This is a genomic window from Flavilitoribacter nigricans DSM 23189 = NBRC 102662, assembly GCF_002646595.1.
Taxonomy (GTDB): Bacteria; Bacteroidota; Bacteroidia; order Chitinophagales; family Saprospiraceae; genus Flavilitoribacter; species Flavilitoribacter nigricans.
Genome location: NZ_PDUD01000081.1, coordinates 1 through 16,570 on the forward strand (window position 1 = coordinate 1; position 16,570 = coordinate 16,570).

Consider the following 16,570-nt stretch of genomic DNA (forward strand, 5'->3'; position numbering starts at 1 on the left):
TTCCTTTGAAGATTTCTTCTGATCTTTGTTCTGATTTCATGGCTTCGGATTTTTGTGTAAGAGTTCTTTCTTTTCTCTTAACGTTTGATCCGAAGCCTTTTGCAATTATCGGTACTCCCTCTCACGAAAACACCCACTGCAGAAAATCCGGCATCGCCTGCCCCCAGGTGCGGGGATTATGTTCACCATCTTCCACTTCCACATAGCGGATATCCCGGCCCTGACGATAGCCCACGCCCTCCAGTTCGGTGATCAGGTCCAGCGTATCGTCTATGCTGTCAATGATGCCATTGTTATTGCGGTCATCCGTTTCATCATTGGTACCCGTTTGGAGCCAGAATTTCATATCCACCCGGTAAGGCCCCTGGGCGATCATCCGGTGGGCGATGCGATCTGCATCCGGATCCTCGGGCCGAAAAGCTGCCGAACGCCACCAGAGGGAGCCGGAAAACACGCCTACCTTAGAAAAAACCTGAGGATACTGCCAGGCGATATCCAGCGCGGACAATCCGCCGAGGGAAAAGCCCGCAATGGCCGCATCCGTCATTTCCGAAGACAGATGATAGCGCTGCTGCAGCATCGGCAACAATTCGAGGGTGATGAACTGCGCGTAAGCACTGGCCCGCGATCCCCGCTGCTGGTAATCCGGCTGGTGGGCCGTTCCGAATTCCTGCATGCGATCACCGGCGTAGACCCCTACGGCGATCAAATGGGGCAGGCGGCCCATGCGCCAGAGTCGCTCGAGCGTCGGGACCAGCTGAACGGCTTCCAGATCCTGCCCGTCGTTAAAGATGACGTAGGGGTAGCCCGCAGCCGCCGGTTCGCTGAAGTGACCGGGAGGCAGATAGACCTCGATCCCTACCGATCGCTCCAGAAATCTGGACGGAAAATTTTCCAGTCGCTGGATCTCGATTGAAGGGGCCAGTCGAATTTTCGTTCGCTGCCGGAAAAGATCATGGATGGATTTATTGAAAAGCCGCATGGATCAAGTAGGTACTTTATGCCGCAAAATTAAATTTCTTAGCGCGAAACATATTACCTTTGCGGTTGTTTTAGTCTTCCCGACTGAATATTCCTCCTCCTTCCACCAAATTATCGGATCCCGAAAAATTGCGGATGCAAGTTTTAATAATGCCGTTGACAATTCCTATTTTGTCAACTGCCCATCGGGTAATCGACCAGTGATCATTAATGGAAGCAGGTTGCAAAGCAACTGAAGAATAAATAAAAACCGCACAACACCATGAAGAAAATCGGAATCCTATTTGGCCGCGAACGTTCTTTTCCCAACGCCTTTGTAGAACGTGTAAACTCAAAGGGCATCGACGGCATAATGGCCGAACCGGTCAAGATCGAAAAAGTTGCCCAGGGCCAATCGGATGAATACGCGGTGATCATCGACCGGATCTCCCAGGATGTGCCCTTTTACCGGGCCTATCTGAAGAATGCCGCCAGCACCGGTACCGCCGTGATCAATAATCCGTTCTGGTGGAGTGCGGATGAGAAGTTTTTCAACAATGCGCTCGCCCTCAAAGTGGGCGTACCTGTACCTAAGACGGTACTGTTGCCGTCTAAAGAACATCCGGAGGATACGACCTCGGACTCTTTTTCCAATCTGGCATTTCCGCTGGACTGGGATGGAATTTTTGAATATGTCGGATTTCCGGCCTTTATGAAGCCCCATGCGGGCGGTGGCTGGAAAAATGTATACAAGCTCAACAGCGCTTCGGACCTGTTTGACAAACTGGGTGAAACCGGTCGGCTGGTCATGATGCTGCAGGAAGCGATCGATTTTGATTCTTACTTCCGCTGTTACTGCATCGGTGGTAAATATGTACGGATCATGCACTACGAGCCACGCAATCCGCACCATCTGCGCTATGCTGCGAATTTTGACGTGCCGGATTCGCTGATCAAAACCATGGAAGATTACGTACTGCGGCTCAACCACGGCCTTGGATACGATTTCAATACCGTGGAGTTCGCCGTAAGGGACGGTATTCCCATCGCGATCGATTTCTGCAATCCGGCTCCGGATGCGGAACTCACGTCCGTGGGTAAGGACAATTTTGAATGGGTCGTAGAGACGGCCGCCAATTACGCCATTGAACGCGCCCAGGCCCACGAGCCCGGCAAAGACAACCTCACCTGGGGTACCTTTATTAAGGATGCCGTGAGCGCTCCGGCGAAACCTAAAGCTAAAACTACCCGTAAAAGAAGCACCAAAAAATCCTAACCGTAAAGACTTTGGGTCAGACCGATCTGACGGTATAGGGGGCATTGTACCCGTACCGGGAATCCCCAATGGAATATCCAGGGTGACCGACCGGTTTCTGACCGTTAACTACTTTGAGAAGATAATCAGGATTAATGACAAGATTAGCCATATTGGATCTGTACGATGGAGAGCCGAATCAGGGAATGCGGTGTATCCAGGAGATCGTATCCCGGTTCGATACCGAGTTGGAGTGGCGGGTTTTTGACGTCAGGGGAAAAGCCGAAGTACCGGACCTCACGTATGACCTTTTTATTTCTACCGGTGGTCCGGGCAGTCCGCTGGACGGAGACGGTCACTGGGATAATAAATATTTCAACTGGCTCGATTCCGTTTGGGATTGGAATAAAAATCCGGATAATCCCCGGAAATTCGTATTCTTCATCTGCCACTCGTTTCAGATGGCCGTACACCATTTCGACCTGGCCCAGGTGATCCGTCGCCGGTCCATGTCTTTTGGGACTTTCCCGGTGCATCTTACCCGTACCGGCCTGCAGGAACCACTGTTCCAGGGGCTGAACAACCCGTTCTACGCCGCTGATTTCCGCCACTGGCAGGTGGTACAACCCAACCGGGAGCGATTCTTCAAAATGGGAGCTTCCATTTTGGCCATTGAAAAGGAAAGACCGCATATTCCGCTGGAAAGAGCGGTAATGGCCATTCGGTTCTCGCCGGAGATGCTCGGGGTGCAATTCCACCCGGAAGCGGACCCGGAAGGGATGATCGACCACTTTCAGCATCCCGAACGCCGGGATGTGGTTATCGATGAACACGGCCTGGAAAAATACCAGGATATGATCGATCACCTGAACGATGAGGATAAAATTCCGATGACGCACGATATCATTCTACCGTCCTTTATCCGGCGTTCGCTACAGGCGATCGGCCGTCAGGCGGTGCTGGCGTAACGATCCGGTTTGATGGTTTCTTTTCCTTACCGCTCCGGATCCCCGTTGGATCGAATGGGTAAGTGAGGTGTCAGTTGTAAGAAACCAGGAATTTGCTGTGGACAAACCAAAGCAATAGAAATACGGACAACAGACCGATACGGTTTTCGTAACTTATAGGCCAGGGGCAGAAATATTTTGTTTTTTGATTGATGCCCCTGCCCGATTTTGTCTGTAAAGTGGAGTATCTTTCCCGACTGCGGGCAAATTCAGAATATGGAAGCGGTCCGGGTGTACGGCACCCGGCTACCTTGCTCTATCCGCAGACGCAGTATTCCTACATTACAGCAACACTGAATCGAACCATCAAATGATCAAAGCACTACGTCAGGCCTTCAACACCAACTTTCGGGCGGATACCTACAGCGCCATGCTGGAAGATATCTCCAATCAATTTGACCACCGCCCTCCTTTCCGTATCGCCGAAACGCCGGTATTTCTGCCGGATTACCTGGTCAAGCAATTGCAGGAAGCCTGTGAGGAACTGGTGGACGTGATCGTACGTACGGATTTTAAGGAAAAATCCGAAAGGGCTTTGCTGACGGGCCAGACGGTGCCGGACGAAACGGACCATCCTACTTTTTTGCAGTTTGACTTTGGGATCTGCGATGACGGCCAGGGAAGTTTCCACCCCCAACTGATCGAAGCTCAGGGCTTTCCTTCCTTATATTTTTTCCAGGATGCCCTGTCCAAGACCTTTCGAAGATACTACGACATCCCGGCGGGTTATACCCATTTGTTTGACGGACTCGATTCAGACGCGTACGTAGAACGGCTGCGCCGTACCATCGTCGGGGACAGCGATCCGGAAAATGTGATCCTCCTGGAAGTAGAGCCGGAAAAACAGACGACCGCCATCGACTTCATCGCTACCGAACGGGCCATCGGTGTCCGGCCGGTCTGCATCAGCGAACTGATCAAGGAAGGCAGAGATCTGTACTACGAAAAAGACGGCCGGAAGATCGGCGTGGAGAAGATCTACAATCGCGTCATTTTCGACGAGCTTATCAAACGGGATGATCTGCCCCGGCAGTTCTACCTGACCGAAGGGACCAGCGCCCAGTGGATCGGACACCCCAACTGGTTTTTCCGGATCAGCAAACATACTTTACCCTTGCTGCGGAGCCGGTATGTACCCCGTTCCTTCTATTTGAATGAATTGGAAACCACACCGCCCGACCTGGAAAATTATGTACTCAAGCCACTGTTCTCTTTTGCCGGTACGGGCGTCATTATCAATCTCAACCGCTTTGATGTAGACAGCATCAAGGACCCGGAAAATTATATCCTGCAAAGAAAAGTCTCCTACGCTCCGGTGATCGAAACGCCGAGCGGACCGGCAAAATGTGAAGTGCGGATCATGCTGCTCTGGGAACCCGGTGCGGCCCGGCCCCATCTCATCAACAACCTCATTCGCATCAGTAAGGGCGAAATGGTGGGCGTTCGCTACAACAAGGATAAAGATTGGGTAGGTGGAAGTGTCGGCTTCTTTGACGGTAGTATCCTTTAATTACAGCGGGGCGATAATGGATCTCCACTACCGCCCCGCTCTAGGTATTTGGTCTGTTTATCAGTTCACGATGAAGCGACTGACCACTCTGGCTTCATCCGTCATGATCGAATAGATGTAAGAACCCGCCGGGAAATTCGACAATTCCACATCTTCCGTATAAGATCCGTTGGGAAGTATACCAAGTTGCCGTTGCTCGATCCGTCGACCGTCGGGACTAAAGATATCGATCTGCACCTGACTCGTTTTTTCCAGTTCGTAATTCAGACGCACCGTTTCGCGGGAGGGGTTCGGTGTTGCCGGATGCAGCCGCAGATGTCCCTGCTGGTAAAAAGGATCTTTGACGGCCAAAACCGGATCGAATTCTACCACTGCGAAGATGGAAAAGTTCATATCAAAGTCCTCTGTATCGGAAGACCAGGCATCCCGCATGGATATCCAGGTACCGTCATCCCACAGTTCGTAAGCCTCTGCGCCCGAGCCGCAATCGTCTGCCGTGTGCAGAATATCAACCGTGTCCATGGTGCCGTAGAGATCCGAAAAGTCCACACTCAGAAAAAAGGAGGACGCATCTACCGTAACCGGAGTGGAAAAGGGAATGGAGGTGTCCAGGATAAAGGTATCGTTCACCATGATCTGATTCGCGGCGATGTCATCGCTTTGCCCCAGCAACATATCCGGACTTCCATCCGCTTCGTTTACCGAATATACCTTAATCCGCAAATTGCCGTTATCGACAATACCGACGCTGTTAAACCAAACGATCACATCCGTGATGGAAATGGAGGTATTGGTAATGTTTTCAATCAACTGGGCTTTTTCCATATCGCCGTATTCATTCATACCGCCGACGGTTCCCCAGAGGTCACCCAGTCCGTAAGCGGCCTGATCGAAAGCGCATTCGTCTGTATAAAAAATTGAAGGCAGGAGCGTGTCCGTTTCGACTCGTTCTTCCAATACTTCGGAGCCGGTTCTTTCGGTAAATTGGATGTTTCGAATAGCTTGTGGGTTGTACTGTTTCTGCTGGGCAAAAAGGCTTACCGTAAAGCACAGCAGTAAAAGTACCAATGGTGTAGATTGCTTTGTCATTTGGAATAAGGTTTTAAAGTTATTAGTGAAACGTTATCATAAGGAATAAGCTTAAAGTATCTGAATTTTAATTCTAATTCAAATAAAATGCGAAATTGCTAAGAATATGTTCACTGTTTTGCAAAAAAGTCATCATTTTGCATCTAAAACCGGACATGGAACGTATGCTGTAATTGAAAATCAATACCGGTAGGATGCTACCTGCTGAGACGCGCATCTTCTCATGAACATGTCCCCCTGTTTGCTGTTTTGAATAAAATAATCTACTTATGCCTGCGCCAGATAAAAATCCGGAAACTTCTGCTTTAAGTCCCCACGAAAACGAAAATCTCAAGATCACCGATATCAGCCAGAAAGCGGCCGGCATACCCGGAGTGGTAGCCGGTCTGAAGGACGTGGTCACCTATATGAAGCCCATGGAAGGGCTGAGGACTTCCCTGAAACTCAACCAAAAACTGGGCATCGACTGCCCGGGCTGCGCCTGGCCGGACCCCGATCACGATCGATCCAACTATTTCGAATACTGCGAGAACGGGTTGAAGGCCATTGCCGAAGAGGCCCAAAAAAACACCATCGACAGCAACTTCTTCGCCCAACACAGCGTGGAAGAACTGTCGACCTGGACGGATTTCCAGCTCGGAAAAGCCGGACGGATCGCCGAGCCGATGATCCTGCGGGAAGGCGCTACTCACTATGAACCCATTAGTTGGGACGAAGCCTTCGCACTGATCGGAGCGGAACTACGGGCCCAGAATAGTCCCGACGAAGCCGTTTTTTACACTTCCGGACGGGCGAGCAACGAAGCCGCTTATCTGTTCCAGTTATTTGCGCGGGAATTCGGCACCAACAACCTGCCGGATTGTTCCAATATGTGCCACGAAAGTACCGGTTATGCCCTGTCCAAAACGCTGGGTATCGGTAAAGGCTCGGTAACGCTGCAGGACCTGCACGAAGCGGAACTGATCATGATCATTGGCCAGAACCCCGGCACCAATCATCCGCGGATGATGTCGGCCCTGGAAAAATGCAAGGAGAACGGCGGCAAGATCATCGCGGTGAACCCGCTGCCGGAAGCCGGACTGATGAATTTCATCAATCCCCAGCGGCCCGGTAAGATCCTGAGTCGCGGTACAACGCTCAGCGACCTGTACCTGCCCGTGCAGATCAACGGAGACATTGCCCTGTTGAAAGCGCTGATGCTGCAACTCTGGCACAAGGAAAAAAATAATCCGGGTACGGTTTTCGACTGGGATTTCATCCAGGAGTATACCGAAGGATACGAGAACTTTATCCAGTCACTCAGTAAATACGATTTCACGACGCTGGTCGAAGCCTGCGGCGTAGCCCGCAAGGATATCCTTGAGGCAGCCGATATGCTGCTCCGGTCGGAAAAGATCGTCATCTGCTGGGCCATGGGCATTACCCAGCACGAGAACGGTTCGGAAAACGTACAGGAGATCGTAAATCTACTGTTGTTGAAGGGCGCTATCGGCAAACCGGGAGCCGGCACCTGTCCGGTTCGGGGTCACAGCAATGTGCAGGGAGACCGCACCGTAGGCGTCTGGGACAAAGTTAAACCCGAGCTAATGGATAAGCTCGAAGCCCACTTCGGTTTTCAACCGCCCCGGGAAAATGGTTATGCCTCGGTCGACGCGGTCAAAGCGATGGCGGAAGGCAAAGTCAGGGTATTCTTTTCGCTGGGAGGTAACTTCCTGAAAGCGACTCCGGACACCGAACTCTGTGCCGAAGGCATGCGGCAATGCGCGCTCACGGCCATCATCTCCACCAAACTCAACCGCAACCACCTGGTAGGTGGCAAAACGGCCCTGATCCTGCCCTGTCTCGGACGGACCGAATTGGATAATCAGGAGGAAGGAGAACAATTCGTCAGTACCGAAAACAGTACGGGAGTCGTTCAGATGAGCAAAGGGATCCTGGAACCCTGCTCCAACAATCTGCTCAGCGAACCGGCGATCATATCCCGACTGGCCGAAGCGACCCTCGGCAGTTCGAGCAAAGTAGATTGGGCCGCCATGCGCCACAACTACGATAATATCCGCCATGCCATCCAACAAACCGTTTCCGGTTTTGATGATTACAACGAGCGCGTGCGGGAACCAGGTGGATTCTATTTGCCCAACGGTGCCCGGGTGCGGGAATTCCATACCGATACCGGGAAAGCCAAGTTCACCGTCAATGAAGTGCCCGGTCGCGCTATACCCGATGGCTATTTTATGCTCACCAGTCTGCGGAGTCACGATCAGTTTAACACCACGCTGTACGGACTGAACGACCGCTACCGGGGAATTAAAAACAGCCGCCATGTCGTTTTTATGAACCGGGAAGACATGACTGCCCTGGGCCTGAAGGAAAGCCAGCAGATCACGCTGATCAACGACAGTGATGGAAAAATGCGTCGGTTGGAGGGAATGTCGGTAGTGCCTTACGATATTCCGCAGGGAGCGTTTGCCGCCTATTTTCCGGAAATGAACGTGCTCGTTCCGATCGATAGTCACGACAAGTACAGTAAGACACCGGCTTCAAAAAGAGTATTGGTCCGGGTGGAAGCCTGAGCGGACTGATCCGTTTCTGGCATCCGCAGCGGCTCTTTAGTTGAGTTCCGCCCGCTGATTCTTTTTCACCAACAGTGTGCTGGAGGAAAAGACCAGTGCCTGGATAATGATGGCGATCACGATCAGAATGGTCATTTCAAAATGGGAGATGGAAACACTTCCCAGGATGATCTGCTTGGATTTATTACGCAGCAATTCCCCTTCTGCCGTCTGGATATCGGATAAAGCCGAAAGGGTGGTAAAGGCATCAATGGTGATCTCGTCGTGCTTCCGGATCAGATCCTGTGGGATCTGCGCTTCCGCCTCCATATCGGAGATCTTTTCTTCCAGTTCATCGATTTGGTTAAGAGCAACTTTAAGGTCATTAAACTTACCGTCTTCTTCGTCGGTGAGATAGGTTTGCTCGTATTTTTCGATCAGTGCTCCGCGTTCCTGACGATAGACGTTCAGGTCCGCATTGATGGTATGACAAACCCCTTTCTGAGCCGCCAGCTCAAAAAGATCCTGCTTCTTTTTGAGGTTATCATACATATGGAATAGATAATTCTCCGCCAGCAGGCGATCTTCGTAAATAGAAGTGAAAGATTCCTCCAGCTCCTTGAATCGCTTTCTTTCCAGCAGATTGGTCAACATGGTCAGACCAAGAATAATGGCCAGAAGAATGGCTGCCGTCGATTTATTTTTGATGCTGTAGGTCCACTTCATGTAAACTCGTTATTGATGATTGCATACAAATATAAGCTTTGTCCGCTCCACACTGGGTAAAATAATTTTCAAAAATATCAATACAGCATTGGTCCGTAACAGTTTTTGCTATATTTGATCACTACTCCGCCCTTTAACCTACGTCGATTTACAAATCGGGATTCATGAAAATCAAATCTTTTCTCGGACAGGTCCATTTGTGGATCGGCCTGGTGCTCGGTATTCTTTTCTTTATCGTTGCCTTTTCCGGCGCTTTGTATACCTGGGCTCCGGAGATCAGCCGGATCATTTACCACGAAGCGGTCGAAGCCCGGGAAGGGGATCTCGTTGATATTTCCGACCTCAAAGCCACGATCGACCGCGAATTTCCATCCGGAGATTTCAGGACGGCCTTTTACCGGGATCGTTCCACAGCCTTTCAGGTCCTGCTCTACGGAAACGGCACCTATTATCACGCCAACCTCGACCCCTATACCGGCGAGTTGCTCCACATTCAGGATATGAACACCGGGTGGCTGAACTACCTGAAGTTTCTCCACCGGAACCTCATTCTGGGGCCGGTAGGTCGCAAGATCGTCCATTGGGTAACCCTGTTGTTCCTCGTGATGACCATCACCGGACTGGTACTGTGGTGGCCGGTTAACAAAAAAGACCGGAAGAACCGGCTACGCATCAAGTGGAATGCTTCTCCCTTCAAACTCAACTACGACCTGCACAACGTACTGGGTTTTTACGCTACCTGGGTGGTTATCTTCTGTATCCTGACCGGTATTTTCTGGGGCTTTGAAGTGGTACGCGACGGTTTGAAGTCACTGACGGGCGAAGACCAGATCGAATACGAAAAACCACTGTCCAGGCCGAATCGATCAACCGAAGGTTTTGACCAGTTTGCCCTGCTGGATAGCCTGTTTCGGGAGATGCATCAACAACATCCGGACCGGACCCTGCGCATCAGTAATCCGCACCAGGACGACGAGCCGGTACGAGTGACCCTCAACCGGTCCAATGCCTTGGTCTCCCAGGTGGATCAGTATTTCTTCGACCGGTATAGCGGGCGTCCGCTCACGGGAAATTTCCAGGGAGGCTTACACGAAAAAACCAGCCCGTATCACAAGATCAACGGACTGGTTTATGATATTCACTTCGGAACTATATTGGGACTCCCTGGACGGTTACTGGTCTTTTTTGCGTCCTTAATTGCTGCCTCATTGCCGATTACCGGCTTTCTGGTCTGGCGTGGAAAACGCAAACGGTAAGTTGAGTTCCAAGTGAATAGTTCTGGTACCCGCTAAAGCCGGACATTACGCCGGCTGGCAGACTGCTTTTCGTTCGATACTTTCGGCAATTCCGTCCCACAGTTCAATGCGCCGCTGTAATGCCTGCTGGGCTACCTCCAGCGTTTCGGCCCATTTCCGATCATCGTCTCCGCACAGTTCCCGGATCATTTTCAGGGAAAGGGGGCCGTGCTCATCTCCATCCAATTCTATATGGCGATTGAGGTAGTAAGTCAATTTTTCGAAAGTCATAGTGTTGTTCTCCCGCTCGGACTGTTTAATGATCTCAATAAACATGTCGGGAATGAGGTCTTCGCGCCCGAAAGTAAAGGCGGAGGCGATCAGATGGGGCTGCCCGGTGGCAATGGTATCAAAAGTGAAACGTACAAACTGCCGCTCGGCGTCTTCCAGGCCCAATTTTTCTGATGCCGTTTTTATATCTTCCAGTTCATTCACTTCGTTCAGGAAGCGGGTGATGGCGCTGGTGTCCGCTCCTACTTCGTCCATGGCATCCAGATACATCTCGTAGTGGCTCCGGGGTTCGCCCCGTTCGTTCACATCGCTTTCCTCCCCCAGGACGATCTCATTAATAAAGCGCGCCAGGGCCGGATTGGCTGCCGGTTTCCAGGGCAGACTCATACAGGTCAGCCGCAGTTGCAGGGCCTTCAGTAGGGACATAAAATCCCAGACGGCGTAAACGTGCTTTTCCATGAACAATTTAATATCCTCAACGTCAGAAAGCAATTCGTAGACCCGGTGCCCGGTCAGTTGATCCCTTAGTTCCTGAATTTCCTTTTCAATAAATTCGATCCGTTCCATCTATTGCAGATTTAAATGAATGTTGGTTGGTGAAATGGTTTGATCTCAGTGTAAGGGATAAAAAAACAAACCGCGAAGGTCGGATAGAGTTCCGGCTTATCTGTCATTGATTTGTAATATCGCAAGCGGGGAAAAGGAAGGAAAAAGAATGGATGCCGAAACGGATCTCCCGGGAATGATCAAATTAAAAAAATGGTATTTAGCCCCATTTACCGGGGCCATTCCGCATCATCAGGATTTCACACCGGCGATCCGGTTCCAGCAAAAATAAACGCTGGCTTCCGGGTCCGCTTTAGCCGCTTCCAGTTCGCGAACGGCGGCGTCGATCTCGGCGGATGAGGCCAGTCCCAGCGCCGCCAATTGCTCGCGGCCACTTTCCACATTACCGATGATATTGTCCAGCCAGTACTGATGGGTGCCTTTTTCCGGATAGTGCAGTTCTTCTGCAAAAGAAGGTACCGGACTGGCAAAACCGGCCCGCTTCATGTATTGGTACAATTTCACACCGATCTCCGCATCGCCGCCGAGTTGATCCTGCAGTTGAACAAACATCGCCCAGACCCGGTCGAAGATCGGACACGCCGGGAAGATGCGCATGGTAGAGATCGTATTCTCTTGAAAATAGGCCCGTCCTCCCGGTTTCAGCACCCGGTATACTTCCCGCAGCGCCCCCTGTGGATCCTGCAGGTGTTCGAGCACATAGCGGCCGTAGACCACATCGAAGCTATTCTCCGCGAAAGGCAGGTGGTGGGCATCCCCCTGGATGAATTCCAGGTTCGGTTTTCCCTGTTCACAGCCGGCGATCTGCTCGGCGGCGTACTCCACCCCCGTTACGTGGCCGGAACGGTTGGCCGCCGCCATGGCATTGGCCACAATACCGAGGCCGCTGCCGAGTTCCAGCACCCGGTCACCATCGTGGATCTGCACAAAATCGATGAAGGATTGATTGGTCAGTTTATTCAGCAGGCGAAGCCGGTCCTGTTCTTCGGGCTGTACTCCGTGGATGTAGGCGTGGTTCTTACTCATGGCATTCTTTGCGGTCTGAACGGCAATTGAAAATACAAAGGTAACGGCTTCCCCGCAGCAATGATAGCGGGCGGCCTTAAAAATCCAGCGCTCCGAAGGCGAAATGTGCACTATTCACCGCTCCGTCCATATATCCCGGGAAAGCTGCGGCGGTTTCGGAACCGGCGATCATCAGTCGACCGTCCCAGAATGACTGCCGGAATACGGCATGCCCGTTGTGCTGATGGGGCAATATGGGCCCGCTGTATTCCCGAAAGGTAAACGGCTCGTGCGGCCAGACCGTTTCTTCGTAACGGGTAAACCCATCCACTGCGCTCCCGTAATATCGCCGGAGTTGTTGCAAACTGAGTTCCAGACGGTGTTCGCGGACCGTAGCGTGGTAAGCACCGTTGAAAAACCCTTTCAGCGCGTATAGATTGTCTTCCACATTGGCGTGGTCGTACATCTCCGGTATTGGCCCCACATTACTGAAAATGGTACCGCTCCGTTTCTCGTTTCGCCAGAAGGGGTCCTCGTAAGTGAGTGCAACTTTAATCGATTCGCCCATCCAGGTATGGGTCTTACCAGCTATCTCCAGCAAGTCTGCCGGTAAAGTCGGTTCCATGGCAATGGATCGCACCAACAGATGGGGCGGCAAAGTAGAGACTATTTTTTGCGCCTGATACTCGCCATCGGCGGTCTGCACCAGTACCCCGTCAGCATCCAACCGCAAGGCCCGCACCGCCTGACCGTAAACGACCTGTGATTCGTCCAGTTGGCCGAGCAGGGACCGGATCAAAGCAGAAGTACCCCCGGCGATGCGATAACTAGGTTCATCATTGGGGGGCAACTGAACGGTTTGCGGTGGACTGGTGGAGATCGGTTCGTAGATGGCGTGCGTTCCCAGTACCTGGGGAAAGATCGGCAGATTGAGCTCCCGGAGCAGATCGATCAGCGTGGTATGCTTTTTACCCAGCCAGGTTGCTCCCATTTCCAGGGGTGCTTCGTTGGGATGATAAAGGGTATGGATGCGCCCTCCGGGACGGTTGCGGGCTTCCAGCAAGAGCGCTTTAATGCCCCTTTTAGCGAGCAGGTAGGCCAGGGTAAGCCCCGTAAGACCGGCGCCGATGATGAGAACATCTGCTTTTTTCATGTTGGTGTTTTATCCACCATAAAAAGCCCGAATGCCTATCTTTTGTTTTAACCCACCGCCCTTTTTATCCGGCGGATCATTATTTATCCTTTATTCTGGTCGGAGGAATTCTTTTCCAGGCAGGGTTGGATGATCAGTTCGAGGGCATCCAGATCCAGTGCGCACAGCCGGCCTAAGTCGCCGGTCTTGGTCGGATCGGGTGCATAATCAAACACACAGCCATTGTCCAGATTAATGGTGCCGGTTCGCTCCCGCCGGTCCAGCCCCGATCGGATCTCGTCTATGCCAATCGGAGTGTGCCCGTGTACGATGATCCGGTTGCCGATCCGGCTGCGATCCACCCGGTAGCCCCGGATGTAGAGCATACTTTCTGTATCGCTGAAAGGGTCCGGCTGGTCGAAGTTCAAACCGGCATGTACCAGGACGTAGTTATCCAAAATGAAATAATAGGGAAGGTCGTGCACAAAATCCAGATAGCGCTGGTCGATCGATCCTTCAGCATTGATCAGGTCCTGCGCTTCCAGCAGGTCATTTAGTTTGTGCCAGTTGCCGGGTTGCCGGCTGTAAGCCACATCGGTTTCCAGAAAATATTCGTGGTTGCCCTTCAGCGCAAAGATGGTATAGCCTTCGGCCTGTAGCGCCAGAATGATATCCAGCACTTTTTTGTTGTCCGGTCCCTTATCGATATAGTCTCCCAGCAGAAAAAGCTGATCGCTTTTTTGGAGGGAAAGTTTTTCCCAGAGCAGGGCCTCGAAAGTTTTGGCGCAACCGTGGATATCCCCCACGGCGTATCTTCTGCCGTTTTCCGGCTTATTTATTGTAGATCCGTTTGTCATCCATTCGCAAAAGCCTCAGTTCTTATCCGGACCGATCGGTTATACTTTCTCCATCCGGGATGAAGACTTTCACCTTTCGAAACCATCGGCTGAGCGTTTTGTGCGACGAATTCCGGGGAAGGATCTCACTACCCGTAAAAATTTGTGCTTCGGCAGCAGCACAGATCGCTAAATGGAATTGCCGGTCCCTCCGACCGGATTGACCGGCAATTCCATATTATGCTATTATTTTTCTTTTTGCTCAACGGTCCATTCGATCCCCCAGCGTTTGACGTAATCCTCGATGGGCCCCAGACCGACCGCCGCCCGTCGCTGATTGACGTATTCCGGTTCGCGTACTTCGTAAACGTACTGGGCTCCGGTTTCGGGGTCCGTCCGGATCTGGGAACCGTAAGTCTGCGGTTGATCGTTACGCATCAGTATGCGGTCTTCCAGAAGGGCCAGATGACTGCCGCTCGATTCACCCTGCTTAACGGATGCCTCCAACAGGGGCAGGTATTTTTCCTGGGTGGGCAGGGGAGCATGCTGGATCACCAGCCACAGGGTCATATTCGCCTGACCACCCACTTCGCTCCGGCCGACCCAGCCGTGCTCATCGATGATCGCCATGACTTCCTCCTCATTGCGGCGATCCTGTTCGGATACCAGTTCCCAGAAATATTTCATCTCGTCCGATTCGCGACCGAATTTCTCCTCGGCATCCCGGTACAACTGGCGCAGCGTCTGGTCCCGCACATAGATCTGTTCCAGTTGTGCTTTGAGCGGTTTGTTGAAATCCTTTTCGTATTCGTCCTTGTTGGCCTGGACCTTATCCAGCACACTTGCCCAGGCTTCGTTCTCACGCAGGCTTTGCAGGTCTTTGTCCGATTGAATGTGTTTCAGATTATGCCAGCCCTTATCGGCGGAAAGCTGTAAATATTCCAGGGCCTTATCGGCATTGCCCGCCAGCGCCCACGAACAGGCCGCATTGTAATACTGGCCGGAATTGCCTTCCTCTAATTCCAGAGCGGCCGAATACTTTTCGGCGGATTCGAGGTACTGCTCCTGTTTGTACAGTTCGCCGCCCTCCTGAATAAGGGCGTTAAAATCCTGGGCCTGCAGCGCCCAACTCATCGTGATAAAAGCGATCGCTAAAAAAAATCTCATACTTTTCGGTGTGGTTTTATTTACGGTTAAATAGTTTGATTCTTTTGCGGAATACGAGAATGAGCGTCAGGATCAACAGGATCGGCCAGATGCTCACCAAACCCACGGCCAGATCGAGGATCAGGTCCCATCCATTAAGGAAACCGTCTTTCAATTTGGTAAAAAAAGATTTTCCGTGCGCGACGGGAGGCGCTTCGTACTCAACCTCCTGGTAGATCTCCACATTGACCGTACTGAGGCTGGTGCGGTTGTTGATGTATTTCAGGCGGCCTTCAATGGATTCGATCTCTTCCTGAATGACGCGGATCTTTTCTTCGGCGTCCAGGATATCCTTTACCGATTGTGCCTTCTCCCGCAAGATGCTGATGTAGCGGTCCCGAACGGCCTTTTTGGTTTCCAGCCGGGTTGAGATATCCAGGAACTCTTCGGTCACATCCTGGGCGGTGATGCTTTTCTGCTCGGTGTATATCGATTCGAGTTCCACCGCATCCAGAAAGCGATCCAGATCGGCTGCCGGTACGCGAATGGTCAAATTATTACGGATGGAATAATGGTTGTTATTCTGAAACATCCCGGTGATGATACCGGAATACTCCTGGGTAAGCGCTTTGATCTTTTCCGTACTCTTTTCCAGATCTTCTACCTGAAAACGGATATTCGCCGTTTTGATCAGTTTCCTTTCGGGTTCCAGCGGCTTCTGATCGGAAAAATGCTGGGCCTCCGATTCTTCTTGAAAATCCGCATCCTCGGCGGCCATAGACATTTGGGCCCGCTCCATGTTCGCTTCGCCGGAACAGGCGGCAGAAAAGATCATCAGCAAAAAAATAACCAGGTTTCTCATGTGGTTGATTTTGGTTGCACCGGCACGGGAATAGCCTGATCTGAGTCCGGGCCCGGACCAACTATCCTTGGCTAAGATTACTCCTAAGCCGGTTTTGGTGCCTGATGCAGGGTGAATTGTTGTAATTTTTTCCGCCTGTGGTAGTGAGGAACATTAATAATTAAAACCAGAAAATGATTGAATTTCACCGCAAAGTCGCTAAAACGCTAAGCTTGTTAGTGAATTTGCATCAGCAAATTTTCTCGAAAGAAGTCATTGTAAAACTTTGCGGCTTTGCGGCCTCGTATGTTTGTAACGAGTCAAAAAGTTCATTGAAAATAATGTTAGTTTGCTACCGCACTGGGACACGAGTTATTTGCGCCTAAACACCAATTCAATAATTGGATGTTGCCGCTAA

At 51.4% G+C, this 16,570-nt stretch carries 14 protein-coding genes; 5 read left to right on the plus strand and 9 right to left on the minus strand.

Annotation, left to right across the window (positions count from 1 at the left end; genetic code table 11):
- Positions 1-121 precede the first annotated feature (121 nt).
- A complete protein-coding gene (locus tag CRP01_RS40870; protein WP_099155895.1) occupies positions 122-982 on the minus strand; it encodes an alpha/beta hydrolase in 861 nt (286 codons plus the stop codon).
- A gap of 261 nt (positions 983-1,243) precedes the next feature.
- On the opposite strand from CRP01_RS40870, the gene CRP01_RS40875 reads away from it, so the two are divergent.
- The 3 genes from CRP01_RS40875 to CRP01_RS40885 all read left to right on the plus strand — a co-directional run bounded on the left by CRP01_RS40875 (position 1,244) and on the right by CRP01_RS40885 (position 4,732).
- Positions 1,244-2,236, plus strand: a complete 993-nt coding sequence (locus tag CRP01_RS40875; RefSeq protein WP_099155896.1) for an ATP-grasp domain-containing protein — start codon at positions 1,244-1,246, stop codon at positions 2,234-2,236.
- Between the two features lie 134 nt (positions 2,237-2,370).
- Positions 2,371-3,183, plus strand: a complete 813-nt coding sequence (locus CRP01_RS40880; protein ID WP_233752846.1) for a type 1 glutamine amidotransferase — start codon at positions 2,371-2,373, stop codon at positions 3,181-3,183.
- Positions 3,184-3,532: 349 nt separating this feature from the next.
- Positions 3,533-4,732, plus strand: coding sequence for a hypothetical protein (locus tag CRP01_RS40885; protein ID WP_099155897.1), 1,200 nt, complete (start codon positions 3,533-3,535; stop codon positions 4,730-4,732).
- A 60-nt stretch (positions 4,733-4,792) separates the two neighbouring features.
- Here CRP01_RS40885 and CRP01_RS40890 read toward each other — a convergent pair whose 3' ends face one another.
- Positions 4,793-5,821 carry a T9SS type A sorting domain-containing protein gene (locus CRP01_RS40890; RefSeq protein ID WP_099155898.1) on the minus strand — a complete coding sequence of 343 codons (1,029 nt, stop codon included), beginning with the start codon at positions 5,819-5,821 and terminating at the stop codon, positions 4,793-4,795.
- Positions 5,822-6,090: 269 nt separating this feature from the next.
- Here CRP01_RS40890 and CRP01_RS40895 point away from each other — a divergent pair, with 269 nt between their 5' ends.
- Entirely contained in the window at positions 6,091-8,394 is a 2,304-nt protein-coding gene (locus CRP01_RS40895; protein ID WP_099155899.1) for an FdhF/YdeP family oxidoreductase, read from the plus strand.
- A gap of 36 nt (positions 8,395-8,430) precedes the next feature.
- Here the strand turns inward: CRP01_RS40895 and CRP01_RS40900 are convergent, their stop codons facing one another.
- Positions 8,431-9,099, minus strand: a complete 669-nt coding sequence (locus tag CRP01_RS40900) for an MCP four helix bundle domain-containing protein (protein ID WP_099155900.1) — start codon at positions 9,097-9,099, stop codon at positions 8,431-8,433.
- 164 nt (positions 9,100-9,263) lie between these two features.
- Here CRP01_RS40900 and CRP01_RS40905 point away from each other — a divergent pair, with 164 nt between their 5' ends.
- Complete coding sequence (locus CRP01_RS40905) at positions 9,264-10,355, plus strand: PepSY-associated TM helix domain-containing protein (protein WP_099155901.1); 1,092 nt, start codon at positions 9,264-9,266, stop codon at positions 10,353-10,355.
- 45 nt (positions 10,356-10,400) lie between these two features.
- Here CRP01_RS40905 and CRP01_RS40910 read toward each other — a convergent pair whose 3' ends face one another.
- The 6 genes from CRP01_RS40910 to CRP01_RS40935 form a co-directional block, all read right to left on the minus strand.
- Positions 10,401-11,192: a DUF3050 domain-containing protein gene (locus CRP01_RS40910; RefSeq protein WP_099155902.1), complete on the minus strand. Its 792-nt coding sequence runs from the start codon at positions 11,190-11,192 to the stop codon at positions 10,401-10,403.
- A 231-nt stretch (positions 11,193-11,423) separates the two neighbouring features.
- Positions 11,424-12,218 carry a class I SAM-dependent methyltransferase gene (locus CRP01_RS40915; protein WP_099155903.1) on the minus strand — a complete coding sequence of 265 codons (795 nt, stop codon included), beginning with the start codon at positions 12,216-12,218 and terminating at the stop codon, positions 11,424-11,426.
- 76 nt (positions 12,219-12,294) lie between these two features.
- Positions 12,295-13,350, minus strand: a complete 1,056-nt coding sequence (locus CRP01_RS40920; RefSeq protein WP_099155904.1) for a flavin monoamine oxidase family protein — start codon at positions 13,348-13,350, stop codon at positions 12,295-12,297.
- An 83-nt stretch (positions 13,351-13,433) separates the two neighbouring features.
- Complete coding sequence (locus CRP01_RS40925) at positions 13,434-14,186, minus strand: metallophosphoesterase (RefSeq protein ID WP_099155905.1); 753 nt, start codon at positions 14,184-14,186, stop codon at positions 13,434-13,436.
- A 225-nt stretch (positions 14,187-14,411) separates the two neighbouring features.
- On the minus strand, positions 14,412-15,332 hold the full coding sequence (locus CRP01_RS40930) for a DUF6624 domain-containing protein (protein WP_099155906.1): 921 nt from the start codon (positions 15,330-15,332) through the stop codon (positions 14,412-14,414).
- 16 nt (positions 15,333-15,348) lie between these two features.
- Positions 15,349-16,173 carry a DUF4349 domain-containing protein gene (locus CRP01_RS40935; protein ID WP_099155907.1) on the minus strand — a complete coding sequence of 275 codons (825 nt, stop codon included), beginning with the start codon at positions 16,171-16,173 and terminating at the stop codon, positions 15,349-15,351.
- Between the last annotated feature and the right edge of the window lie 397 nt (positions 16,174-16,570).

Bases quoted from the DNA above. Each gene is read 5' to 3' on its own strand.
- CRP01_RS40910 (WP_099155902.1), bottom strand. From the start codon at position 11,192: ATGGAACGGATCGAATTTATTGAAAAGGAAATTCAGGAACTAAGGGAT.
- CRP01_RS40905 (WP_099155901.1), top strand. From the start codon at position 9,264: ATGAAAATCAAATCTTTTCTCGGACAGGTCCATTTGTGGATCGGCCTG.
- CRP01_RS40920 (WP_099155904.1), bottom strand. From the start codon at position 13,350: ATGAAAAAAGCAGATGTTCTCATCATCGGCGCCGGTCTTACGGGGCTT.
- CRP01_RS40925 (WP_099155905.1), bottom strand. From the start codon at position 14,186: ATGACAAACGGATCTACAATAAATAAGCCGGAAAACGGCAGAAGATAC.
- CRP01_RS40870 (WP_099155895.1), bottom strand. From the start codon at position 982: ATGCGGCTTTTCAATAAATCCATCCATGATCTTTTCCGGCAGCGAACG.
- CRP01_RS40875 (WP_099155896.1), top strand. From the start codon at position 1,244: ATGAAGAAAATCGGAATCCTATTTGGCCGCGAACGTTCTTTTCCCAAC.
- CRP01_RS40900 (WP_099155900.1), bottom strand. From the start codon at position 9,099: ATGAAGTGGACCTACAGCATCAAAAATAAATCGACGGCAGCCATTCTT.
- CRP01_RS40885 (WP_099155897.1), top strand. From the start codon at position 3,533: ATGATCAAAGCACTACGTCAGGCCTTCAACACCAACTTTCGGGCGGAT.
- CRP01_RS40930 (WP_099155906.1), bottom strand. From the start codon at position 15,332: ATGAGATTTTTTTTAGCGATCGCTTTTATCACGATGAGTTGGGCGCTG.
- CRP01_RS40935 (WP_099155907.1), bottom strand. From the start codon at position 16,173: ATGAGAAACCTGGTTATTTTTTTGCTGATGATCTTTTCTGCCGCCTGT.
- CRP01_RS40890 (WP_099155898.1), bottom strand. From the start codon at position 5,821: ATGACAAAGCAATCTACACCATTGGTACTTTTACTGCTGTGCTTTACG.
- CRP01_RS40895 (WP_099155899.1), top strand. From the start codon at position 6,091: ATGCCTGCGCCAGATAAAAATCCGGAAACTTCTGCTTTAAGTCCCCAC.
- CRP01_RS40915 (WP_099155903.1), bottom strand. From the start codon at position 12,218: ATGAGTAAGAACCACGCCTACATCCACGGAGTACAGCCCGAAGAACAG.
- CRP01_RS40880 (WP_233752846.1), top strand. From the start codon at position 2,371: ATGACAAGATTAGCCATATTGGATCTGTACGATGGAGAGCCGAATCAG.